The sequence below is a fragment of the Pacificimonas sp. ICDLI1SI03 genome, assembly GCF_054740865.1.
This window is the reverse complement of the sequence record NZ_JBSQAU010000001.1, coordinates 2,143,896-2,164,827: the sequence shown is the minus strand read 5'-3', so window position 1 is coordinate 2,164,827 and position 20,932 is coordinate 2,143,896. Positions and strand designations below refer to the sequence as shown.

Below are 20,932 nucleotides of genomic sequence, written 5' to 3'. Positions count from 1 at the left end.
AGGGCGCCCGCTATAGGTTGAGGGCGGTCTTCACCGCATCATGCGTAATCTGTCCGCCCTTTACATTCAGCCCTTCGGCAAGGCCGGGATCGGCGGCCAGGGCGGCGTCTACACCCATATTGGCCAGCCGTACGATATAGGGAAGCGTGGCATTGTTGAGCGCGAAGGTGGAGGTGCGCGCCACCGCGCCCGGCATGTTCGCGACGCAATAGTGGATCACGTCCTCCTCCACATAGACAGGGTCGCTATGCGTCGTCGGGCGCGACGTTTCGAAGCAGCCGCCCTGATCGATGGCGACGTCGACGAGAACGGACCCGCGCTTCATCGTCTTCAGCATTTCACGGGTGACAAGCTTTGGCGCGGCGGCACCCGGAATGAGCACGCAGCCGATCAGCAGGTGTGAATTTTCCACCGCGCGCTGGACGGCGGCGGCGCTGGCGTAAACCGTCTTCACCCGATTCTGGAACAGCTCGTCCAGTTCGGCGAGGCGGAAGGTCGACACGTCGTAGATCGTCACGTCAGCGCCCAGGCCGACCGCCATCTGCGCCGCGTTGAAGCCGGAAATGCCGCCGCCCAGAATCGCGACCTTTGCCGGTGCGACGCCGGGAACGCCGCCCAGCAGGATCCCCCTGCCGCCATTTTCCTTTTCCAGATAATGCGCGCCGGCCTGGACGGAGAGGCGACCGGCAACCTGGCTCATCGGACGCAGCAGGGGCAGACCACCCGTGCGGTCGGTCACGGTTTCATAGGCGATGCAGGTCGCGCCCGATTTCATCAGCGCCTCTGCCTGCGGCTTGTCGGCGGCGAGGTGCAGATAGGTGAACAGAGTCTGGTGCGGTTTCAGCCACGCGCATTCATGCAGCTGCGGCTCCTTCACCTTCACGATCATGTCGGCCGTTTCGAAAACGTCCTGTGGCGTCGGCAGGATCGTTGCGCCCACTGCACGGTAATCGTCGTCGGAAAAGTCGATGCCCGCACCGGCACCGGTTTCCACGAACACTTCGTGCCCCCCAGCCCCTGTGAGCTCAAAAACCGAAGCCGGCGTCATTCCGACGCGATATTCGTGAACCTTGATTTCCTTGGGAATACCAATCTTCATTGTGACGACCTTTTTCGAATATTGCCTTTTGCCGCCGGGTCCCGGGGATCGAGCGGAATGTGAACTGAATCAGCAAAGGGGACGTGCGTTCGGAGCGGCGCCGACCAGCCATGATGGGCGACCTTGCCGGCGTCCGGGCCGCAATAGGACAAATGAAGCCCGGACTCCACCATATTTGCCCACGGGGTTGCGAAGTGCTAGGCGCCGCCGCCTTCATGCTGCACCTGCGAAGTGAGCGTTCGGGACCTATTCTATGTCCGCATCCCAAAAACCGCTGACCGGCGAAGATCGCCACTGGGCCACGGCCAAGCTGGCGCTCGGCGCGATCGGCATCGTTTTCGGCGATATCGGTACGTCGCCGCTTTATGCGTTTCGCGAGACATTCGTGGGGCCGCATCCGCTCGCGCTGGATCCGTTGCACGTCTATGGCGTGATCTCGCTGATCTTCTGGTCGATGACCCTGGTCGTCACGATCCAATATGTCTCCATCCTCATGCGGGCCGACAATAAGGGGCAGGGCGGTTCGCTGGCCCTGCTGGCGCTGATCTCTCGCAGTACGGAACGGGCGCGATGGGGTAAGGTGATCGTCGTGCTGGGCGTTTTCGCAACGGCCCTGTTCTATGGCGATTCCATGATCACGCCTGCCATTTCCGTTCTATCGGCGGTGGAGGGTCTGACGGTCGTGAACCCAAGCTTGGAGCCGCTGGTCATCCCGATCGCCATCGGTCTGCTGGTGTTCCTGTTTTTCATCCAGTCGCGCGGCACGGCAAAGGTGGGCGCCATATTCGGGCCGATCATGCTGCTCTATTTCGCCACGATTTCCACGCTGGGGCTGATCCAGATCGTTCAGTACCCGGAAATCATCCTGGCCATGCTGAACCCGTGGAACGCGGTGATGTTCTTCGTTACCGACGGATATCTTGCCTTTCTGGCGCTGGGGTCGGTCGTACTAGCCGTGACCGGCGCAGAGGCGCTTTATTCCGACATGGGGCATTTCGGCAGGAAGCCCATCGCGATCAGCTGGCTGTGGTTCGTCATGCCGGCGCTGCTGCTGAACTATATGGGGCAGGCGGCGCTGATCGCAAATTCGGATGCCGCGGCGGCAGCGGAGGCGATCAAGTCGCCCTTCTTTATGCTGGCCCCCGAATTTCTGCGCCTGCCGCTGGTTTTCCTGGCCACCGCCGCAACCTTCATTGCCAGCCAGGCCGTTATTTCGGGCGCGTTCAGCGTAACCCATCAGGCGATCCAACTGGGCTTCATTCCGCGCCTGTCGACCGTCCACACGTCGGCCGAGGAGGCGAACCAAATATATATTCCGGTCATCAACTGGGCGTTGATGATCGCGGTGATCATCCTGGTTCTGACATTCCGCAATTCGTCGAACCTGGCGAGCGCCTATGGCATCGCCGTCACCGGCGCGATGCTGATCGACACGGCGCTGCTGAGCGTGTTGTTGCCGATGGTCTGGAAGTGGAAACGCTGGGTCACCATCCCGCTGATGCTGGTATTCTTTATTGTTGACGGCGCCTATTTCGCCGCGAACATCACGAAGGTACCGGAAGGCGGCTGGTTCCCGCTGCTGGTGGGCGGCGTGGTCTTTACCCTGCTGACGACCTGGGCGCGCGGTCGGTTCCTGATGCGCCAGCGCATGCAGGAGGCGGGAATGCCCATGGAGGTGTTCGTGAAGTCCGCTGCGGGCAGCGCCACCCGTGTGCCCGGCACGGCGATCTTCATGGCGTCCCAATCCGCTGGCGTGCCCCATGCGTTGCTGCACAATATGAAGCATAACAAGGTGCTGCACGAACGGATCGTCATCCTGACGGTGGAAATCCAGGAGGTGCCGCACATCGATCCCGAAGATCGCTGCAGCGTGACGGATCTGGGCGAAGGATTCTTCCGCATCGTGTTGCGATACGGGTTCCTGCAGGAAACCGATATTCCGCGGGCGTTGAAGGAAATCGAGGGGGTTTGTGGGCCGAAATTCGACATGATGACGACCAGCTTTTTCCTGTCGCGTCAGACGCTGATCGCGGCAGACAGGCCGGGTATGGCGCTGTGGCGGGAAAAGCTGTTTTCCTGGATGTTGCGAAATTCGGCGACGGCGATGGAATTCTTCCGCCTGCCCACCAACCGCGTCGTGGAACTGGGTAGTCAGGTCGAGATCTAACCGCCAGATTCTTCGTGGGCGAGGGCGATGAACTGCGCGGCGCGGTGGCGGTGGCAGATCAGCAGATCGGGGACGATCACGTTGCGCCGGTTGTAACGCAGCGGCGAGCCATCGATTCTGGAACAATGAAGCCCTGCCGCCAGGGCCACGGCGGCAGGCGCGCAATTATCCCATTCGGACTGTTCGCCCGTGTGAATATAGGCGTCCGCCTGCCCCAATATGACCGCAGCCGTCTTTGCGCCCGCAGAGCCGATGCGGAGGCATTCAGCGCCGGTCCGCCGCGCGATGGCGGCGGCAATCGGGGCGGGGCGCGTACGGCTGGTGGCGATGCGAAGCGTGGCCGCCTCCGCAGGTAGAGCGGGCGGCGTGTCCGAACGCAGTACGATGTCACGCGGCGGCAGGCCGACGGCGCCTACGGCGGGCGCGCCATTCACGCTGAGCCCGACATGGACGGCGAAATCGTCCCGCCCCTGCCGATATTCCCGTGTACCGTCCAAGGGATCGATGATCCAGACGCGCTCTGCGCCAAGGCGGTCGCCGTTGTCGGCTGACTCCTCTGAAAGGACCGCATCCCTGGGGCGGTGACGGGCCAGCGCCGCCAGGATCAGGTCGTTTGCCTGCCTGTCGCCTGCGTCGCCCAATGCCGCGCCGGAAAGCCCTGATTCGCCGCGGATGTGCATGAGGAGATGCCCGGCCTGAGCCGCCAGCCTGGCGGCGAGATCTGCATCGGTGACGGCGCTATGGTCAGGCATGAAGCTCTACCCCGCTGGTGAGGATATTGGACGGTCCTCTTTATCAATCCCCCAGCCTGCCTGTTGATCCAAGCTGTTCGCCCGATATGGTGCTGATGCAAATAATCGAGAGGGAAATGCCAAATGGCGCACAAATTTGAAATCTATACCGACAAGGCCGGCGAACACCGGGTGCGGTTCAAATATAATAATGAAATCATCTTTTCGACCGAAGGCTATGCCAGCCGATCCGGTGCCAAGCGTGCCATTGAGTCGATACAGCAGCATGTCGGCGGTGCGGAGACAGTCGAAGCAGACTGACACAGCGCTATCCGCCCGGTTCGTCGGTTTCGTTAGCTTGTAGGGGAGAGGCCCCTATCCTAGCTGTCGCGCCATCACGGAAGGGCGCGGGTAATGACGGCAGACGAGGCTGAGTCGGGCTGGGCCGAAGCGGAATTGGCCGAATCGGACGTGCCGCGCCGCGTCGACGTATTGATCGTGGGCGCCGGATTGTCCGGGATCGGGGCCGCCGTGCACCTGGGCATGCGCTGTCCGGGGAAAAGCTATGCCATCGTCGAGGCGCGGGGCGCCATTGGCGGGACGTGGGATCTGTTCCGATATCCGGGCATACGTTCCGACAGCGACATGCATACGCTGGGCTATATGTTCAAACCGTGGACGGAGGCGAAGTCCATCGCGGACGGCCCGGCCATCCTGAAATATATCAGGGAAACCGCCGACGAATATGATGTCCGTCGGCGCATCCATTTCCACACCGAAGTCGTCCATGCGAACTGGTCGAGCGCGTCGGCGGAGTGGATCGTCACGGTGCGCCGTCGGGGCAAGACCACGGAAATACGCTGTGGATTCCTTTACGTGAATTCCGGCTATTATGATTATTCGCAGGGATATCGCCCGGAATTCGCCGGCGAGGACCGCTTTACCGGACGGATCGTGCATCCGCAGCATTGGCCGGAAGATCTGGACCATGCCGGCAAGCGCGTCGCCGTGATCGGGTCGGGCGCGACGGCCGTGACGCTGGTCCCCGCGCTGGCGAAGAAAGCGGCGCACGTCACCATGGTACAGCGTTCGCCGAGCTGGATAATGTCGCGGCCAGCAGAGGATCGTGCGGCAAATTTCCTGCGCCGGTGGCTGGGGGCGAAACTGGCGTACAGGCTGACCCGGATCAAGAATGTCTGGGGGCAGCGGTTCCTGTTCCGGCGTGCCCGCGCAGAGCCCGAGAAGATCGGTGCCAAATTGCTGGACGCAGCGCGCCGGAAGCTGGGGGCTGGGTTCGATGTCGAGACGCACCTGACGCCGCGCTATGGGCCATGGGAACAGCGCCTGTGCCTGGTGCCGGACGATGATCTGTTCGATGCGCTGAAGGCGGGGAATGCCGACATGGTCACCGGCGAGATTGTCACCTTTACCCCCGACGGGCTGAATATGAAGGATGGGACGAAGGTGGAGGCGGACATCGTCGTTACGGCGACAGGCCTGAACCTGAAACTTCTGGGCGGAATGACCCTGTCGATTGACGGGGAGCCGGCCCGGCTGAACCAGACCTATCCCTATAAGGGTGTAATGTTCGCAGGAATCCCGAACCTGGCGTCGACGTTCGGCTATTCCAATGCAAGCTGGACGCTGAAGGCCGATATTGCGGCGATCTACGTCTGTCGGTTGCTGAGCGAGATGGACCGGCGCGGCGCGGACGTTGCCCTCCCCGCACAGCCACCCGTGGGCGAGTTCGAGGAGGCGCCGCTATGGGACCTGAGTTCAGGCTATTTCCAGCGCGCCGCGCACATCATGCCAAAGGGGACAAACCTGCCGCCCTGGCATCAACCGCACGACTATGTGGAGGATCGCAAGGAGTTGACCAAGAACCCCGTGGACGACGGCACGATGATTTTCAGGACAGCGGATGGGGGGAAATATAGACGAAAGCCGACAGATCGGCGACAGAATAACCAAATAGGCACTTTTTATGTTGACGTGCGAACCGCTCACATGTATAAGGAAGCCACAGTGAGAAATTGTCCCACAGGGGGCTAGTAAGGGGCGCCGGTCGACGGCGCCTTTTTTCGTTGGGGGCAACGATATGGCGAGACGAACTCGGTCGGTGTTGAGGCATTGTGATGGCGACCGTGCGGAACGCCTGCGGGCCGTTCGCGACATGGCCATGCTGAGGCTGGAGACGCGGCTGATCGAGCGTTGTACCGACGGGGATTTGCAGCCCTATAAACATGGCGGCGAGGTGAAGGGCGAGTATCGCACCTATCCCGATAATGTCGCGATCGAACTGCTGCGCCAGAGCGAGCGACGGCAGATCGCGCGCGAACAGGCAGAGCGAGAGCGGGAGGAGAAAGCAGCGGCCGACGAGGCCGAGGCGTCGTCGAGGGCCGCGCGAAATCCGGCCTTCGACCCGGACGACAGATCGCTTGCCGCGTTGCGCGCCTATGAAGCGGAAGCGGTGATTTCGCGGTCCATGTTGGCAAAGGCGATCATGACGGAAGAGGAAATCGTGCGCCTGACGGGCGGGACCGGCGTGTCAGGCGTGGCAGGCGGGGAAGCGGGGCCAGCGGGGGACGTGGACATTGCAGACGACATGGATCGACCGGCTGAAGGCGTTGCCGGAAGAGGCGAAGTTTCGCGTGGTAGCGCGGCTGCAGGAGGACAGGGACAGGCAGACCTATCATGAGTGGTCCACCTGGACGCGGGAGCGGCAAAACTGGCCAGGAAGCGATCCCGATGTCTGGCTGATGCTGGCAGGCCGCGGTTTCGGCAAGACGCGCGCTGGCGCGGAATGGATACGATCGGTGGCGCTGCGCACGCATGGTGCGCGTATCGCCCTGATAGGGGCGAACGCCAGCGATGTTCGCAACATCATGGTGGAGGGGGCATCCGGCCTGATGGCGTTGGGCGATCCGCGCTGGCGCCCGACCTTTTATCCTTCGCGCGGGGAATTGAGATGGTCGCAGACGGGCGCGGTGGCGACGGTCTATTCGGCGGAAGTGCCGGACAGCCTGCGCGGCCCGGAGCATCATGCCGCCTGGGGGGACGAACTGGCAAAGTGGGCGCGGCCCGAGGAGACGCTGACGAATCTGCGCATGGGATTGCGGTTGGGCAAACGGCCCAAATTGCTGCTGACCACGACGCCGAAGCCGTCACGCCTGCTGGCCAGCCTGCTGGAGGATCCCGCCGTCGCGGTGACGCGGGGATCGACGTTCGAGAATCACGCCCTGCCACCGGCATTCCTGTCCGCGATGCAGCGGGACTTCGCAGGGACACGGCGGGGGCGGCAGGAACTGGACGGCGAACTATTGTCCGAACTGGAAGGGGCGCTGTGGACGCGGGGGATGCTGGAGTCGCTGCGCGTCCAGAAGGCGCCCGGTCTGTTGCGGCGCGTGGTCGTCGGCGTCGATCCGCCCGCCGGAGGCAATGGGCCGGACGCCGCACTATGCGGGATCGTGGTGGCGGGACTGGGGCCGGTTGGCCGGAATGGCGAGGACATTGCCTATGTTCTGGCGGATGCGAGCCTGGGTGGGCAATCGCCAGAGGGCTGGGCGCGCGCGGTTGCGCTGGCGGCGCGAGATTGGGATGCGGATCGCGTCATTGCAGAGGTCAATAATGGTGGCGACATGGTGGAGGCGGTGCTGAAGGGTGTCGCATCCGGCCTGCCGGTCAGATCGGTGCGCGCATCGCGCTGCAAGGTCGCGCGGGCGGAACCGGTGGCGGCGCTGTACGAAGCGGGGCGTGTGCGGCACGTCGGTACGATGCCGCAATTGGAGGACGAATTGTGCGGTTTGCTGGCAGGAGGAGATTATGCAGGGCCGGGTAAGTCGCCCGACCGTGCCGATGCGCTGGTCTGGGCGTTGACCGAACTGATGCTGGGGAAGGCAGAGCGGCGGCCGCAGGTGCGGGCAATCTGAGGAGCGGGGTGCGCGCTTCCCCCGAGGCGCGCACCCCCTTGCTGCCTGCCCTTGCCGTGGCGGCGCAAGAAGAGCCGATCCGCGCCAAATGCTGCGGATCGAGCTTATTTCGGAATAAAACAAGCAAGGTCCGGGCCAGACACGTAAGTGTATGTTTTTGCGTAATTCGTGCCGATGATGGTCATCAGGGTGTAAAGGTCACCGACACTTGGCGCGCGGGTTTAGGGCGGCCCTGCGTCGCTGGCTTTGCAAGAAATCAGGGAGATGACGATGTTCGAATGGCTGTCCCGAAAGGGGGAGGCGATCGCGCCTGCGCGGCATTCGCTGGCCTTTCTATACGAGACCGGCGCTGGCGAGGTGCCGCGAGCCTATGACGCACGGGTGCGGGCGGCACTGAACAGGAACCCGGTCGCGTTCCGGGCGGTGCGACTGGTGGCGGAAGCGGTCGGCAGCGCGCCCCTGACGATTGAGGGCGGCGCGCCCGTCGAGGAAATCATCAGACGGCCAAATCCCCGCGCCTCTTGCGGGGCGTTCCTGGAGTTGCTGGCTGCGCATCTGGTGCTGCACGGCAATGCCTATGTCGATACGGCGGCGGGCGGCGATGGACGAGCGGCCGAAATGCATGTGCTGGCGCCGGACAGGATGCGGGTGGAGACAGACGCCTCCGGCTGGCCTGCGCGCTATCTGTACCGTACCGGCGCGCGGGAGGCTGCGCTGCCCATCGCATCCGACGAGGCGGCGGGCGTACTGCACATCAGGGCATTGTCGCCAGGCGACGAATTATATGGGCTGGGCGCGCTGGAGGCGGCCAGCGGCGCGATCGCGGCCCATAATGAGGCAGCGGCGTGGAACCGCGCGCTGCTGAGCAATGCGGCGCGGCCATCCGGGGCCTTGATGTTCGATGCGGGAGGCGACGGCGGCACGCTATCCGGCGAGCAGTTCGATCGGTTGAGGCGGGAAATGGACGAGGGGTTTTCCGGTGCGGCGCGCGCGGGACGGCCCCTGCTGCTGGAAGGCGGCCTGAAGTGGCAGCCATTGTCACTGACCCCCGCCGACATGGACTTTGCGGAGGGCCAGGCGGCGGCGGCGCGCGACATTGCGTTGGCGCTGGGCGTGCCGCCCATGCTGCTGGGGCTGCCGGGCGACAATACTTATGCGAATTATGCCGAGGCGAACCGGGCGCTGTGGCGGTTGACCGTCCTGCCGCTGGCGGGGCGCATATTGGAGGCATTGTCGGGATGGTTGCGTTTCTGGTGGCCGGAGGCCGAGGTGGCGGTCGACCTGAACCGGGTGCCGGCATTGGCATCCGACCGGGCGGAGATGTGGAAGCGGGTGGCGACGGCGGATTTCCTGACCGCCGACGAAAAAAAGCGCGTGCTGGGGCTAAGCTGATGACCAATGACACGATCCTAGCGGGGCTGATCGCGCAGGCGAATGCCAAGGGCTGCGATGTCGCGACGCTGCGGGCGCTGGTCGAGGAGGCGAGCGAGGCGGGAGCGTCGCGAGCGATGGCGCGGGTGGGGCTGTCCGATCTGGGGGCGGGACGGGACGTTGCAGAGCTGCGCGAGCTGCTGAGCGCCTGGCGAGACGCGAAATCATCCGCACGCAAGGCGGTGGTGCAGTGGATCGCGCGGATCGTGATGATGGGCCTGCTGATCGGGCTGGCCTGGTCATTGGGCCTGAAGGGGCTGGTGACGGGCTAGGGCGATCCCGCCTTGCGCGTCCTGACACGGATTCGGGGCAAGTTTTGGAGACAATTTATGGGTGATGCGGAGGGCGCCGCTGTGCGCCTGGCCGGGTACGCGGCCGTGTTCGACGTGCCGGACCGGGGACGCGATGTGGTGCGGAAAGGGGCGTTCAAGGATGTCCGGCTGCCCGTGCCATTATTGTGGCAGCACGGCGCCGACCGGCCGGTCGGGCGGGTCGTGCGTGCCGAGGAGGATGCGCGCGGCCTGCGCGTCATTTGCGAATTTGCAGAGGGCGCCGAAAGCGCGGCGGAGGCGGCGGCGCTGGTGAAGGGCGGGGCGCTGTCGGGCCTCAGCTTTGGATATCGGACGAAGCGGGCGCGCAGCGACCGCGCGCGCGGCGTCAGGGAATTGCTGGAGGTGGAATTGGTGGAGGTGTCGCTGGTGACCTTTCCCATGCAGCCGCTGGCACGGGTCATCGGGGTATTTTCTGAAGAAAGGGCGAGTGCATGATGGATTATGAAACGAAAGCGAATGACGGGGTGGGCCAGGATCTGGAGGCGGCGTTCGAGGGCGCGGCGTTCGAGGGTGTGGCGGGCGACATTATGGCCGCGGATCTGTCGGCGCTGAAGGCGGAGGTGAAATCGCTGTCCGCGCAATTGACGGCGTCGCGGCGCCCCGCGCTGGGCATGAAGGCCGACGGTGGCGGTGATGAGCGCAAGGTTTTTGCCGATGCCTATCTGCGCAAGGGGATGGAAACGGCGCCCGAGCTGAAATCGCTGAATACCGCCACGGGAGCGGAGGGCGGCTATGCGGTGCCGGTCGAACTGGACCGTATGATCGAGACGGTGATGAAGGAAGCGTCGCCTATCCGGGGCATCGCCAACGTGGTTACGGTGGGGTCCGGCGATTATCGCAAGCTGGCGGCGGTGGGCGGCTTCGCCTCTGGCTGGGTATCCGAGACGGCCCTGCGGGCCGAGACGGATGCGCCGGACTTTGTCGAGATCGCGCCGCCGATGGGCGAACTATATGCCAATCCGACGGCGTCGCAGACCATGCTGGACGATGCCGCATTCGATGTCGAAAGCTGGCTGGCAACGGAGATCGGTAGGGAATTCGCCTTTGCCGAAGGGGCGGCCTTCGTCGGCGGCACCGGGGTCAATATGCCGCGCGGATTCCTGGATTATGCCAGTACGGCGGAAGGGGACGGAGTTCGTGCCTTTGGCACGCTGCAGCATGTCGACACGGGCGTCGACGGGGCGTTGGCGGATGGCGATGCCCTGATCGATCTGGTGCATAGCCTGAAGGCGTCGCATCGCCAGGGCGCGGCGTTCGTGATGAATTCGTCGACGCTGTCGATGGTCAGGAAGCTGAAGGACGGGGACGGCAATTTCCTGTGGCGACCCGGCCTGACGGAGGGGGCGGCGGCGACGCTGCTGGGCTATCCCGTGGTCGAGGCTGAGGCGATGCCCGATGTTGCGACCGATGCCGCGTCCATCGCCTTTGGAAATTTCAGGGCGGGCTATGTCATCGCAGAGCGGGCGGCGACGCGGATCCTGCGCGATCCCTATACGCACAAGCCGTTCGTGCATTTCTATGCGACCAAGCGCGTCGGCGGCGCGGTGGTGAATTCCGAAGCCATCAAGCTGCTGCGCTTCAGCGCCTAGAACCGAAGAAAAGCGGGCCGGCATGACGGGAGAAGTCCCATCGTGCCGGCCCATTTTTTTGGGCGCAAAGGAGGGATGAGATGGCGAATTACGTGAACGCGCTGGTGCTGGATGCAGCATTGGCCGAACTGTCGGGTGCGTCGGCGCTGGTCGCGCTGTCGGGGGCGCCCGGTGGCTATGCGGCGGCGGATGCGGGGCGGCTTGCCTCTGTATCGGTGACAGCCGAGGATTTTACCATTTCGGATGGCGTGGAGGATGGGCGGCGGATTACCGTTGCCGCCAAGGCGGGCGTGTCTGCAATGGCGGGCGGAACGGCCGATCATGTGGCGCTGCTGGACGAAGGTAATGCGACGCTGCTGTACGTGGCGGAGTGTCCGGCCGTGGTGATCGCGGCGGGGGGAACGGTCGATTTCGCCCAATGGTCCATCGAGTTTGCGGACCCGGCCTGATCCATGCCCACCATTGTCTCCCACTCCATCGGCGCGGGCCGGGACTATGCGACGCTGGACGCATGGTCCGCCGCGCAGGCGCGCGACCTGATCGCGCTGGACGAGATCGCCGAACTGGTCGTTTATGACGCGGGGATTTCCGACAGCTCCGTCTTCAATCACGGCTGGACCTGCGACGCGGTCAACAGGATCATCATCCGGGCCGCCGACGGGCTTGGCCATGGCGGGCAGGCCGGCACTGGCGTGGGGTTCAGTCACAATGGATCATATACGTTCCGACCGGTGGCAGGAGCCTATGTGGAGGTGGTCGGGCTGGCAGGCAGCTTTTCCCTGGCGGGGGATTATGGCGGGGTCGTCCACGCCATTGGCTGTTACATGGAAGGGACGCCGAACCGGGGCGTTCTGACGCGCGCCTGGATCACCAATTGCATCATTCGCAACGCAGCCGAGGACGCTGTCTATACAGTGACGGGCGGTATCAGGGTGCGCAATTGCACCATCTACAATGCGGGCGATGACGGCCTGGTCGTCTATGGCAGCGGCAGCGAAATCTACAATACGATCGTCATGGGCAGCGGCGACAATGCCATTGAAACCGATGCGGCGCGCGGCGGCAACATCACCGACGATGGCACGGCGGGCAGCCTGTTGGTGGCCGATCCGGCAAGCCTGTTCGTCGATGCGGAAAATGGCGATTTCCGGCTGAAGGACGGTGCGACGCCAGCCGCCGGCGCGGGGCTTACCCTGGCCGATGTTTCGACGGACATGGAGGGAAAGCTGCGCGGCGATCCGCCGGATGCAGGCGCCTACGAATATGAAGCTGCCGCGCCGGCAGAGCTGGACCCGCCGACGCTGGGGGTGCCGACGAATATCGGTGAAGATCGTGCGGAATTGCCCTTTACGCTGCCAGCCGGGGCGGACGGGATCGAGATCACGATTGGCGGCCTGCCGGTCGATTATTCGGGCGCCTCTCCGTTTGCGGCGACCGACCTGTCGCCCGGGACGGTCTATGGCTGGTCGGCGCGGGCCTATGATGCGGATGGCGACATTTACAGCAGCCCGGTCAGCGGGGCCGAATTCACCACGGATGAAATTGCGGCCATCACCGTCAGCTATACGGCGGAATATTTTCCGCTGATCCGCTGTCCGGCGGGTGCCGAAGCTGTGGATCTGACGGTTAGCGGAACGGCGACGGGTGGGGCCGCAGGGGCGGTGGAATATCGCCTGTCCGATACGGATGCGGGCGCGGCGGTCGCAGGACATGACTGGCAACCGCTGGGCGAGATTTCTGGGGGTGCCTTTGGCGGGACAATCAGTCCCATTCCCCCGGGCGGCGGCAGAGACCCCGCAGGCACCTACAGGGTGGATGTCAGACTTGCAGAGGATGTTGGCGTTACCGCAAGTGGAGCGACGTTCGGTGTGGGGCGGACCGTCGTGCTGTCCGGCCAATCAAACATGCAGCTGTGGGAGGCGACTGATCATGCACCGCCGCCACCGCTGTCGGTACTGGCGCAGACGTCGCTGGGCGGCGGGGGTGCCGCGCCGGTGGGCGAAGGCCATGTCGCCTTTGCGAACCGGTTTACCCAATTAACCGGGGTGCCGGTCCACATGATCCGCAATGCGTCGGGCGGAAAACCCATCAGCTATTGGGACAAAAGTGCGGGCAGCGGCAATCAGGGTTATTGGGATCTGATCGGCAAGGTCGACTATCGCGATGCGAACGATCCGGTCTGCATTCTGTGGAATCAGGGCGAGGGGAATTGCGGTACAGGTTCGGGCAACCCGGCGGCCTATCGCGCCAGCCTGTCGGCACTTGCGGGGAATTTGCGGGCAGACCTGAACCTGCCCACGCTGAAGTTCGTGGCCATTCCGCTGATCTATGCGTCGCCCGCGACGGCGCTGGGATACCGGATGGTGCGTCAGGCGCAGTATGAGTTTCAGGAGGACAGTCCGCACAATCTGACCACCGCGCATTCACCGGACCTGTTTCCGCTGTTGCGACCGGATAAGCTGCACCTGACCAGCTATCGCATTCTGGCGGAGCGGGCGGCGGACTTTGTCGCGGCGCGCCTGTTTGGCATGGATGTGCAGGCGCTTGGTCCGCGTGTAGCGGAAGTGATGCCGACGGCGGCGGGGCAAACGGATGTCCGTATTGCACATGCGGGCGGAAACGGCGTGCTGCCCGAAGCGGGTGCGACGGGGTTCCAGCTGTCGGTCGATGGGCAGGCGGTTGCCGTTGAGAACGCCGTCCGGATTGCGACGGACACGGTGCGGCTGAGCCACGATCCCATAATGCCGGGTGCGGCGCGTACCGTCCGCTATATGGCGGGTACGCCGGACGTTTCCGTGCCCATGATGGATGATGCCGGCTGGGCGCTGGAGCCGGAATATGCCGGGATAAGCGGCACGGCTGTGCCAATTGCCGAGATTGCGCCAGCCACGGCACGCATCGAACTGCGCAGCAGCGGAGCCTTGTTGGACCATCAATCAGGAGTAGCATCCGTTCTGCCGGTCGGGACCCGCATCCGGCTGCGCGGCCGGGGGGCGGCAGTGTGGCCGGGAGGAAGCGCGGTGCCGCGGGCAAGGCGCGGCCGAACGCTGCGGCCGCAGCGGAATACGAGAACGCGGCACGTTCAAGAATAGGGCGCGCCATCGGGCGGTCCGATGCCGAAGAGCGGCGCGCGGATGCGCCGGGCTGGAACATATTTCAACATTGGGAGCGGCGAATGGGCTTTTACCTGAAAAGTCCGGGGTCTTCGATCGACTATGCGGTCGATTGGGGCGCCGGCTATCTGGAGGACGAGCAGATCGTCGGCAGCAGCTGGCGCGTAGAGCCGGACGACGCCGGTGGCCTGGTGATCGGGGCCACGGTTACAGGGCCGCAGCGCACGGCGGCAACGCTGTCAGGTGGTACGGAGGGCGCCGTCTACCGCATCGTGAACAGCATCGAATTATCGGACGGCCGCCAGGACGAACGGTCCCTGACCATCAGGATCGAAGAACGATGAGCGGGCCGGGGACACAGGCCGTGGTGAGCCTGAACGAGGTGAAGGCCTTTTTGCGGCTGGACGGGCCGGAAGAGGACGCGCTGCTGGCGGGGCTGGTAAGAACGGCGACGGGCCTGGCGGAGCAGTTTACCGGACAGGTGCTGTTGCGCGGGGAGCGCGTGGCGCAGGTGGCCGCGGATGGTGCATGGCACCGGATCGGCCCGACACCGATGCAGCACGTCGTTTCCGCAGCCGGTATCGACGCCGCGGGTGGGGAGGTTGCGCTGTCCATGGCAGCGGTCGAGGCGCAGATAGACTTTTGCGGCGACGGGTGGGTGAGGGTCGATCCGCGTGAGGGCGCCGTGCGCGCGGTGTTGACGGTGGAGGCAGGACTGGCCGGGGACTGGAACGGCCTGCCCGACGCCCTGCGCCAAGGCGTGGTGCGGCTGGTCGCGCACATGTTCACGCATCGCGACGCAGCCGATGATGGCGCGCCGCCCGCAGCCATTGCGGCGCTGTGGCGACCGTGGCGCAGAATGCGACTGTCATGAGGGGGGAGTTTGCGGGTGCACTGACGGAGCGGATCGCGATCCTGAAGCCCGCAGGTCAGGATGCGGCGGGCGCGGCCCTGCCGTTCATCGAGGACGCGTTGGTCTGGGCCTGCGTGACGCCGGAAAATACGGGCGTCGATGTGCGCGGTGAACGGCTGTCAGCCTTTCCGAAATGGGCGATCATCATGCGGAGCGGCGTTGAAATTGTGACGGGAGACCGGCTGCGCTGGCGGGGCGAAATGCTGCGTGTGATGTCGGTGACTGAAGACCCGCGACGCCCGGACCGGGTGCGGATTTCGGCGGAGCGGCAGCGATGAATGCGGGCCGGTTTGCCGCGCGGCTGCGCGAGGAGGGAGCCCGGCGGGTGGCAGCGGCGCAGGCGCGCCATTCACGTCATGCGGTCTCCGCCCTGAAACGAGAGGCAGGACTGAACGCTGAAGCGCAGGGCGACGAGGTGCGGGTCCGGCTGAACGGCGCAGGAGATGCGCTGAACGATGGCCGGTTACGCTGGCTGTCGCTGTGGGGGCGGGAGCTGGTTCGATGAGAGGATCGCATGAATTGCAGGTGGCCGTGCGCGCGGCGCTGCTGGGGGCGCCCGGCCTGAACGGGTGGCCGGTCTGGGACGGGCCGCCTGCGGAGGGGGCAGCGCCCTATCTGGTGATCGGCCCGGAACTGATCGTGGAGGCGGGCGCAAAGGAGGTGGCGCTGCGGCGGCACCGGTTCGCCATATCCTGCTGGGCGGTGGGCGGCGGCGTGGCCCCGCTGAAGCCACGCATGCTGGCCGTCGAACAGGCGTTGCTGAACATTCCGGCCGAGCTGCCGACGGTACGTATCGTCGAGATGCGGTTCCTCCGCGCCTTTACCGTGCGGGAAACGCGCGAAGGGCTGGTGCACGGCGAGGTGGAATTCGAGGCCCTGCTGCAGGGCTGAAGGCGCGGTATTTTTCAAGAAGCAGGAGGAATCTATGGGCGCGGAAAAGGGTAGTGCGTTTCTGTTGAAACTGTCTGATGGCGGCGACCCGATCAGTTTCGAAACGGTCGCTGGGTTGCGGACGACGCAGATGTCTATCACCACCGATGCGGTGGTGACGACGAACAAGGGGTCCGCCGGATGGCGCGAGATCCTGTCCGAAGCGGGGACGCGATCCGTGTCCGTTTCGGGTGCGGGGGTCTTCAACGGCTCTGCAGCGGAGGCGCGGTTAAAGGGCCACGCGCTGGGGGGACGGGTGGCCGACTATCGGCTGGCATTTGAAAGCGGCGAGACGGTGACGGGGCCGTTCCTGGTGACGCGGCTGGACTATGCCGGGGATTTTGGCGGTGAGCGTACCTACACGCTGAGCCTGGAAAGCGCCGGGCCGGTGGTCGCGGCCTGATGGCGGCCAATCATTTGCGCGGGGAGGTCGCGCTGGAGGTTGCAGGACAGGACGTGATTCTGCGTCCGACCTTTGCAGCGTTGTGTGCCGCCGAGGAGGAATTGGGATCCCTGTTCGCCCTGGTCGAGCGGGCGGCGGCAGGCGCCCTGACGCTGGCGGAGATGGCGGGGCTGTTCTGGCATGTGTCGCATGGCTTTGACGGGGATCGGGACACATTTTCTGATGGTGTCCTGTCAGGCGGGCTGGTGCGGGCGACACCGGCGCTGAAGGCGCTGCTGACCGAAATTCTGGCCGGGCGCTAGCGATGTTCAGCGATATTGCGCGGCGCGCCTGTGGGGTGGCGTGCGTGCGGCTGGGCTGGGCACCGGAGGTGTTCTGGGCGGCGACGCCGACCGACCTGATGCTGGCGCTGAATGGACTGCTGCCACCGGAGGCGGACGCGCCGATGACCGTGTCCGCGATGCGGGCGCTGGAGGAGACGATCGATGGATGAGGAACTGGATACGCTGGTCCTGAAAGTGCGGGCGGATACGCAGGGCTTTGCCCGCGATGTCGAGACGATGCGGAACAGTGTCGAAGGACCGCTGGCCAAGGGCGTGGAGCGCGCGGGATCGGCCATGGAAACGGCGCTGGCCCGGTTCGTGCGGACGGGTAAATTCGGCCTGGAGGACCTGAAACGGACGGCGCTGTCCGTTTTCGAAGCGATCCTGTCGGCGCAATTGCAGCCAATGTCCGGCGGACCCGGCGGACCCGGCGGTGCTGGCGGGCTGGCGTCGATCCTGTCGGCGGTTGTCGGAAGTTTCGCCGGCCAGCCGGGCCGCGCAACAGGCGGGCCGGTGTCACCGGGGCAGGCCTATGTGGTTGGGGAGCGCGGACCAGAATTGTTCGTGCCGACCGCGAGCGGGCGGGTCGAGACGGGGGGCGGCGCAGCCCCGCGTGGGCCGGTCACCATCAACGTCAATGTGAACGGCGCGGCGGCGGAGCGGCCGGAACTTATGGCCCAGTCGGGCCGACAGGTGGCGCGGGCGGTACAGCGGGCACTGGCGCGGGCATGACGCATTATCTGGCGAGCATGCGCGATCAGGTGCGCCGCGACTGGATAAAGCGGTTCGACGCGGCGCACTGGGTGCTGAATTTTCCAAGGCCGATGATGGCCGGCGTGACGACGACGGAGCCCGGATCGCTGCGTGTCGACCTGGCCTTTCACAGAAAGGACGATCTGGCGGGGCTGATCTGGGAATCCGAAGATTCCTACGATCACCCCCTGCTGAAATATGAGACGGCGCGCGATTATCGCGGACTGATCCTGTCGTTCCGATGGCGGGCGGAGGGTGCGCTGAAGCCGCTGGACGTGCCGCACGGCGCTGCACTGACCATCGAAGGGCGGGATGCCGAAGGTGCGGCGCGCACCTGGTATGTGCGGCTGTGGAATTATGCCGAGGGCACGCCGGAGGATGCGCTCGTCAGGCTGGATTTCGACGATTTGTCCGATGGCTATGCACCCGGCGGTGAAGGGGTGTGGCCGGGAGACGTCGACCGGATGTTCCTGTCGTTCGTGCCTGAAGATTATGACGAGACAGATGCGCCGCTGGGGGCGCCGATGGATGCGACCGTCTGGCTGGAGAATATCCATTGCGAGGGCGGGGGCTCCTCCATTGCCGTGGGGGATGCCTGTGTTCCGCCGCACGGCCTGCGCATGGCGACAGGATATGACGACGAATATAATGTTGCGCCCGAACGGTTGCTGCGCAACGTGCGGGCCCTGGGCTATCGCGAATGGCTGAACGTCTATGTCGGCATGTCGCATTATATGCGGTTGATCCGGGACGGGGCGCGGTTCGTTGTCCCGGCAATCGGGGATCCGTTGGTGGCACCCTGCCGAAGATGGTTCGAGGATCTGATGGTGCGCTGCGCCGCAGATGGCATTACGCCGATCCTGTCGCTGAGCTACGAACTGTTCGATGCCTATGCGCCGGAGGCATGGAAGCAGCGGGCGCATGACGGATCCCCCGCACTCACCGGATGGCAGCCGCCATCGATATTATTGTCCCCTGCCAATGAGGGCGCGATGGCATGGCTGCAGTCGGTAGCGACGGCCTTTACAGGGATTGCAGACGGAGCAGGGGTAGATGTCTGGTTCCAGATTGGCGAACCCTGGTGGTGGACCGGGTTCGGCGAAACGCAAGTGCCATGCTTCTACGACGAGGCCGCAGTGTCGGCCTATCAGGCGGAAACGGGCAGGAGCATCGGCGCGCCGCTGACGCAGATCGCGGAAACGCTGACGAACGATCAGGCGAATTATGCGCCCTGGCTGGGCGGGAGGCTGGGGCGATCCGTGTTGGATCTGGCGGCGGCGGTGAAGCTGTCCGTGCCGACGGCCAAGACAGCACTGCTGTTCTATGCGCCGCAGGTTCTTCGCCGGGACGCGGTGTGGTTGAAGACCGTGAACATGCCAGCCGAATGGGCGGCCCCCGCCTTCGACGTGCTGCAGCTGGAAGATTATGATTTTGTCCTGGCAGAGGATGCAGGCGGGTCCCGCGCAGCAGTAGAGGCGGTGGAAACGGAGCTGGGCTATCCCGCCTCGGCGCAGGATTATTTTGCCGGTTTCGTCCTTGAGGCCGGTGCAGCCGACAGGTGGTGGCCGATAGCCGACGCGGCGGAACGGGCGAGCGCGCGCCAGGTTAGACAGACTTTTGTCTGGGCCTTGCCGCAGGTGCGGCGGGACGGCTTCACCTATTTCAACATGAGCGGGGAGAGCGAGGTGCAGGCATTTCACGACGTGGCGTTTCCGCTGGCGCTGGGCGAGGGAGCGGCGGGTGGACCGGAGTTTCTGACCCAGATTGCCGAGAGCATATCCGGTGCCGAGCAGCGATCGAGCGTGTGGGCCGGCGGCCGGTTGAGGTACGATGCCGGTCCGGGAATGCGATCGGAAGAGGATCTGGCGACGCTGGTGCGCTTCTTCCGGGCGCGAAAGGGGCAGGCACATGCGTTCCGGTTCCGCGATCCCGTGGATTTCACGTCATCGGATGACGGCACGGTTTCGCCGTTCAATCAGTATCTTGGGGTCGGTGACGGCGTACGCACCGACTTTCCCCTGGTAAAGCGCTATGGCGAGGGAAACGACGCCGAGGTGAGACGGGTGTCCAGGCCAGAGCCGGGAACGGTGCAGATAGCGGTCGACGGCGCCGAGACCTTCGACTGGACGGTCGAGGAGGGCGGCGTCGTCCGGTTTGCCACCGCGCCGCAGGGCGTCGTCACGGCAGGATTCCGCTTTGACGTGCCGGTGCGCTTTGCCGACGACCGGCTGGAAGTTTCCCTGAGTGGCTGGCGCGCCGGGGACATCCCCTCAATCCCGCTGATTGAGGTGCGGGAATAATAAGAGATTGTGGCCGGCCGGCCGGCCGGCTGTGCCCCGTCTTCACGGCATTATATATATAGGGAGGTCTGCAATGCGGCAGGTTCCTGATGCGCTGGCGGCCGCGCTGTCCGCGCCTGTTACGTCCATTGCCTGGCTGTGGCGCGTCGTTCGTGCCGATGGCGTCGCGCTGGGGTTCACGACACATGATCGACCGTTGCGGATCGAGGGGCTGGACTATCTTCCGGCGCCGGGAATGGTCCCCTCTGCCGTGGTGGAAACGGATGGGCTGGATGTGGAAGGCGTGGATGTTGCTGGATTTCTGTCATCTGAGGCCATCCGTGCTGAGGATGTGGAGCTGGGGCGATATGATGGTGCCCATGCCGAACTGATGCTGGTCGACTGGTCCGCGCCGACGGCGGGAAAGCTGGTTCTGATGCGCGGGACAATCGGCGAGATCGTCCAGACCGGCAACAGGTTCGAGGCACAGTTGAAGACGGCTGAAACATTGCTGGCGCGCGCGCCGGTGGAGCTGACGACGCCGGAATGCCGCGCGCGGCTGGGTGATGCGCGTTGCGGTGTCGATCTGGCAAAATATCAGCGGCAGGTGCGCGTGGTCGAGGTGGTGGAGGCGGGGGAGGTGCGCGTCGACAGAGAGGATCCAGATGCGCTGTTCAGCTATGGGCGATTGCGACCGCTTTCGGGAAGAGCGGCAGGGACGGATTTCGGCATTGCGCGGTCTATTGGCGATACGCTGATGCTGGACGACGATGCCTACGGTCTGGCGCCGGGCGACCGGCTGATCTTGCGGCAGGGGTGTGATCGGCGCTGGGCGACATGTCGCGAGCGTTTCCAGAATGGCGATAATTTTCGCGGCGAGCCGCACGTCCCGGGACGTGACGCGGTTCTGCGCTATCCGGGCCTGTGAACCAGAGGTAGG

Annotated in this window: 24 protein-coding genes; 22 read left to right on the top strand and 2 right to left on the bottom strand. The window is 64.7% G+C overall.

What is annotated here, in order from left to right; genetic code table 11:
- Positions 1–10: 10 nt before the first annotated feature.
- Positions 11–1,099 (bottom strand): alanine dehydrogenase, encoded by a 1,089-nt coding sequence (ald, locus tag ACSMXM_RS10515; protein WP_460315950.1) that lies wholly within the window; start codon positions 1,097–1,099, stop codon positions 11–13.
- A 253-nt stretch (positions 1,100–1,352) separates the two neighbouring features.
- On the opposite strand from ald, the gene ACSMXM_RS10510 reads away from it, so the two are divergent.
- Positions 1,353–3,266, top strand: a complete 1,914-nt coding sequence (locus ACSMXM_RS10510; RefSeq protein ID WP_460315948.1) for a potassium transporter Kup — start codon at positions 1,353–1,355, stop codon at positions 3,264–3,266.
- Here ACSMXM_RS10510 and ACSMXM_RS10505 read toward each other — a convergent pair.
- Positions 3,263–4,018 carry a 3'(2'),5'-bisphosphate nucleotidase CysQ gene (locus tag ACSMXM_RS10505; protein ID WP_460315946.1) on the bottom strand — a complete coding sequence of 252 codons (756 nt, stop codon included), beginning with the start codon at positions 4,016–4,018 and terminating at the stop codon, positions 3,263–3,265. The two genes, ACSMXM_RS10510 and ACSMXM_RS10505, sit on opposite strands and share 4 nt — an antisense overlap.
- Before the next feature lie 123 nt (positions 4,019–4,141).
- Here ACSMXM_RS10505 and ACSMXM_RS10500 point away from each other — a divergent pair, with 123 nt between their 5' ends.
- The 21 genes from ACSMXM_RS10500 to ACSMXM_RS10400 all read left to right on the top strand — a co-directional run bounded on the left by ACSMXM_RS10500 (position 4,142) and on the right by ACSMXM_RS10400 (position 20,920).
- Positions 4,142–4,318, top strand: coding sequence for a YegP family protein (locus tag ACSMXM_RS10500; RefSeq protein ID WP_460315945.1), 177 nt, complete (start codon positions 4,142–4,144; stop codon positions 4,316–4,318).
- A gap of 93 nt (positions 4,319–4,411) precedes the next feature.
- The gene (locus ACSMXM_RS10495; RefSeq protein WP_460315944.1) at positions 4,412–6,049 is read left to right on the top strand and encodes a flavin-containing monooxygenase; all 1,638 of its coding nucleotides are present in this window, start codon (positions 4,412–4,414) and stop codon (positions 6,047–6,049) included.
- Between the two features lie 46 nt (positions 6,050–6,095).
- On the top strand, positions 6,096–6,695 hold the full coding sequence (locus ACSMXM_RS10490; RefSeq protein WP_460315943.1) for a hypothetical protein: 600 nt from the start codon (positions 6,096–6,098) through the stop codon (positions 6,693–6,695).
- Positions 6,592–7,926 carry a DNA-packaging protein gene (locus ACSMXM_RS10485; RefSeq protein ID WP_460315941.1) on the top strand — a complete coding sequence of 445 codons (1,335 nt, stop codon included), beginning with the start codon at positions 6,592–6,594 and terminating at the stop codon, positions 7,924–7,926. The genes ACSMXM_RS10490 and ACSMXM_RS10485 overlap by 104 nt, the downstream gene beginning before the upstream one ends.
- A 264-nt stretch (positions 7,927–8,190) precedes the next feature.
- Positions 8,191–9,318 (top strand): phage portal protein, encoded by a 1,128-nt coding sequence (locus tag ACSMXM_RS10480; RefSeq protein ID WP_460315940.1) that lies wholly within the window; start codon positions 8,191–8,193, stop codon positions 9,316–9,318.
- Positions 9,318–9,629 (top strand): DUF6127 family protein, encoded by a 312-nt coding sequence (locus tag ACSMXM_RS10475; protein WP_460315938.1) that lies wholly within the window; start codon positions 9,318–9,320, stop codon positions 9,627–9,629. The genes ACSMXM_RS10480 and ACSMXM_RS10475 overlap by 1 nt, the downstream gene beginning before the upstream one ends.
- 57 nt (positions 9,630–9,686) lie before the next feature.
- Positions 9,687–10,124: an HK97 family phage prohead protease gene (locus ACSMXM_RS10470; RefSeq protein ID WP_460315937.1), complete on the top strand. Its 438-nt coding sequence runs from the start codon at positions 9,687–9,689 to the stop codon at positions 10,122–10,124.
- The gene (locus tag ACSMXM_RS10465) at positions 10,121–11,278 is read left to right on the top strand and encodes a phage major capsid protein (RefSeq protein WP_460315936.1); all 1,158 of its coding nucleotides are present in this window, start codon (positions 10,121–10,123) and stop codon (positions 11,276–11,278) included. The genes ACSMXM_RS10470 and ACSMXM_RS10465 overlap by 4 nt, the downstream gene beginning before the upstream one ends.
- Before the next feature lie 80 nt (positions 11,279–11,358).
- The gene (locus tag ACSMXM_RS10460; RefSeq protein ID WP_460315935.1) at positions 11,359–11,727 is read left to right on the top strand and encodes a hypothetical protein; all 369 of its coding nucleotides are present in this window, start codon (positions 11,359–11,361) and stop codon (positions 11,725–11,727) included.
- A 3-nt stretch (positions 11,728–11,730) separates the two neighbouring features.
- The gene (locus ACSMXM_RS10455; RefSeq protein ID WP_460315934.1) at positions 11,731–14,370 is read left to right on the top strand and encodes a sialate O-acetylesterase; all 2,640 of its coding nucleotides are present in this window, start codon (positions 11,731–11,733) and stop codon (positions 14,368–14,370) included.
- A gap of 83 nt (positions 14,371–14,453) precedes the next feature.
- Positions 14,454–14,735, top strand: a complete 282-nt coding sequence (locus ACSMXM_RS10450; protein ID WP_460315933.1) for a phage fiber-tail adaptor protein — start codon at positions 14,454–14,456, stop codon at positions 14,733–14,735.
- Positions 14,732–15,265: a head-tail connector protein gene (locus tag ACSMXM_RS10445; RefSeq protein WP_460315932.1), complete on the top strand. Its 534-nt coding sequence runs from the start codon at positions 14,732–14,734 to the stop codon at positions 15,263–15,265. Before ACSMXM_RS10450 ends, ACSMXM_RS10445 begins: the two co-directional genes overlap by 4 nt.
- Positions 15,262–15,582 (top strand): phage head completion protein, encoded by a 321-nt coding sequence (locus ACSMXM_RS10440; protein ID WP_460315931.1) that lies wholly within the window; start codon positions 15,262–15,264, stop codon positions 15,580–15,582. Before ACSMXM_RS10445 ends, ACSMXM_RS10440 begins: the two co-directional genes overlap by 4 nt.
- The gene (locus tag ACSMXM_RS10435; RefSeq protein ID WP_460315930.1) at positions 15,579–15,809 is read left to right on the top strand and encodes a hypothetical protein; all 231 of its coding nucleotides are present in this window, start codon (positions 15,579–15,581) and stop codon (positions 15,807–15,809) included. The genes ACSMXM_RS10440 and ACSMXM_RS10435 overlap by 4 nt, the downstream gene beginning before the upstream one ends.
- Entirely contained in the window at positions 15,806–16,195 is a 390-nt protein-coding gene (locus tag ACSMXM_RS10430) for a DUF3168 domain-containing protein (protein WP_460315929.1), read from the top strand. The genes ACSMXM_RS10435 and ACSMXM_RS10430 overlap by 4 nt, the downstream gene beginning before the upstream one ends.
- A gap of 34 nt (positions 16,196–16,229) precedes the next feature.
- Positions 16,230–16,637 carry a phage major tail protein, TP901-1 family gene (locus ACSMXM_RS10425; RefSeq protein ID WP_460315927.1) on the top strand — a complete coding sequence of 136 codons (408 nt, stop codon included), beginning with the start codon at positions 16,230–16,232 and terminating at the stop codon, positions 16,635–16,637.
- Positions 16,637–16,939 carry a GTA-gp10 family protein gene (locus tag ACSMXM_RS10420; protein WP_460315926.1) on the top strand — a complete coding sequence of 101 codons (303 nt, stop codon included), beginning with the start codon at positions 16,637–16,639 and terminating at the stop codon, positions 16,937–16,939. Before ACSMXM_RS10425 ends, ACSMXM_RS10420 begins: the two co-directional genes overlap by 1 nt.
- Before the next feature lie 2 nt (positions 16,940–16,941).
- A complete protein-coding gene (locus ACSMXM_RS10415; RefSeq protein ID WP_460315925.1) occupies positions 16,942–17,130 on the top strand; it encodes a phage tail assembly chaperone in 189 nt (62 codons plus the stop codon).
- On the top strand, positions 17,123–17,692 hold the full coding sequence (locus ACSMXM_RS10410) for a tail tape measure protein (protein ID WP_460315923.1): 570 nt from the start codon (positions 17,123–17,125) through the stop codon (positions 17,690–17,692). The genes ACSMXM_RS10415 and ACSMXM_RS10410 overlap by 8 nt, the downstream gene beginning before the upstream one ends.
- Complete coding sequence (locus ACSMXM_RS10405) at positions 17,689–20,013, top strand: DUF2460 domain-containing protein (RefSeq protein ID WP_460315922.1); 2,325 nt, start codon at positions 17,689–17,691, stop codon at positions 20,011–20,013. Before ACSMXM_RS10410 ends, ACSMXM_RS10405 begins: the two co-directional genes overlap by 4 nt.
- Positions 20,014–20,086: 73 nt before the next feature.
- On the top strand, positions 20,087–20,920 hold the full coding sequence (locus ACSMXM_RS10400; RefSeq protein ID WP_460315920.1) for a DUF2163 domain-containing protein: 834 nt from the start codon (positions 20,087–20,089) through the stop codon (positions 20,918–20,920).
- The last annotated feature ends 12 nt before the right edge of the window (positions 20,921–20,932 follow it).

Excerpts from the sequence above, each read along its gene's own strand:
- ACSMXM_RS10500 (WP_460315945.1), top strand. The coding sequence starts at position 4,142 with ATGGCGCACAAATTTGAAATCTATACCGACAAGGCCGGCGAACACCGG.
- ACSMXM_RS10470 (WP_460315937.1), top strand. The coding sequence starts at position 9,687 with ATGGGTGATGCGGAGGGCGCCGCTGTGCGCCTGGCCGGGTACGCGGCC.
- ACSMXM_RS10450 (WP_460315933.1), top strand. The coding sequence starts at position 14,454 with ATGGGCTTTTACCTGAAAAGTCCGGGGTCTTCGATCGACTATGCGGTC.
- ACSMXM_RS10425 (WP_460315927.1), top strand. The coding sequence starts at position 16,230 with ATGGGCGCGGAAAAGGGTAGTGCGTTTCTGTTGAAACTGTCTGATGGC.
- ACSMXM_RS10430 (WP_460315929.1), top strand. The coding sequence starts at position 15,806 with ATGAGAGGATCGCATGAATTGCAGGTGGCCGTGCGCGCGGCGCTGCTG.
- ACSMXM_RS10445 (WP_460315932.1), top strand. The coding sequence starts at position 14,732 with ATGAGCGGGCCGGGGACACAGGCCGTGGTGAGCCTGAACGAGGTGAAG.
- ACSMXM_RS10455 (WP_460315934.1), top strand. The coding sequence starts at position 11,731 with ATGCCCACCATTGTCTCCCACTCCATCGGCGCGGGCCGGGACTATGCG.
- ald (WP_460315950.1), bottom strand. The coding sequence starts at position 1,099 with ATGAAGATTGGTATTCCCAAGGAAATCAAGGTTCACGAATATCGCGTC.
- ACSMXM_RS10435 (WP_460315930.1), top strand. The coding sequence starts at position 15,579 with ATGAATGCGGGCCGGTTTGCCGCGCGGCTGCGCGAGGAGGGAGCCCGG.
- ACSMXM_RS10400 (WP_460315920.1), top strand. The coding sequence starts at position 20,087 with ATGCGGCAGGTTCCTGATGCGCTGGCGGCCGCGCTGTCCGCGCCTGTT.
- ACSMXM_RS10510 (WP_460315948.1), top strand. The coding sequence starts at position 1,353 with ATGTCCGCATCCCAAAAACCGCTGACCGGCGAAGATCGCCACTGGGCC.
- ACSMXM_RS10505 (WP_460315946.1), bottom strand. The coding sequence starts at position 4,018 with ATGCCTGACCATAGCGCCGTCACCGATGCAGATCTCGCCGCCAGGCTG.
- ACSMXM_RS10460 (WP_460315935.1), top strand. The coding sequence starts at position 11,359 with ATGGCGAATTACGTGAACGCGCTGGTGCTGGATGCAGCATTGGCCGAA.
- ACSMXM_RS10415 (WP_460315925.1), top strand. The coding sequence starts at position 16,942 with ATGTTCAGCGATATTGCGCGGCGCGCCTGTGGGGTGGCGTGCGTGCGG.
- ACSMXM_RS10405 (WP_460315922.1), top strand. The coding sequence starts at position 17,689 with ATGACGCATTATCTGGCGAGCATGCGCGATCAGGTGCGCCGCGACTGG.
- ACSMXM_RS10490 (WP_460315943.1), top strand. The coding sequence starts at position 6,096 with ATGGCGAGACGAACTCGGTCGGTGTTGAGGCATTGTGATGGCGACCGT.
- ACSMXM_RS10475 (WP_460315938.1), top strand. The coding sequence starts at position 9,318 with ATGACCAATGACACGATCCTAGCGGGGCTGATCGCGCAGGCGAATGCC.
- ACSMXM_RS10495 (WP_460315944.1), top strand. The coding sequence starts at position 4,412 with ATGACGGCAGACGAGGCTGAGTCGGGCTGGGCCGAAGCGGAATTGGCC.
- ACSMXM_RS10420 (WP_460315926.1), top strand. The coding sequence starts at position 16,637 with ATGGCGGCCAATCATTTGCGCGGGGAGGTCGCGCTGGAGGTTGCAGGA.
- ACSMXM_RS10440 (WP_460315931.1), top strand. The coding sequence starts at position 15,262 with ATGAGGGGGGAGTTTGCGGGTGCACTGACGGAGCGGATCGCGATCCTG.
- ACSMXM_RS10410 (WP_460315923.1), top strand. The coding sequence starts at position 17,123 with ATGGATGAGGAACTGGATACGCTGGTCCTGAAAGTGCGGGCGGATACG.
- ACSMXM_RS10465 (WP_460315936.1), top strand. The coding sequence starts at position 10,121 with ATGATGGATTATGAAACGAAAGCGAATGACGGGGTGGGCCAGGATCTG.
- ACSMXM_RS10480 (WP_460315940.1), top strand. The coding sequence starts at position 8,191 with ATGACGATGTTCGAATGGCTGTCCCGAAAGGGGGAGGCGATCGCGCCT.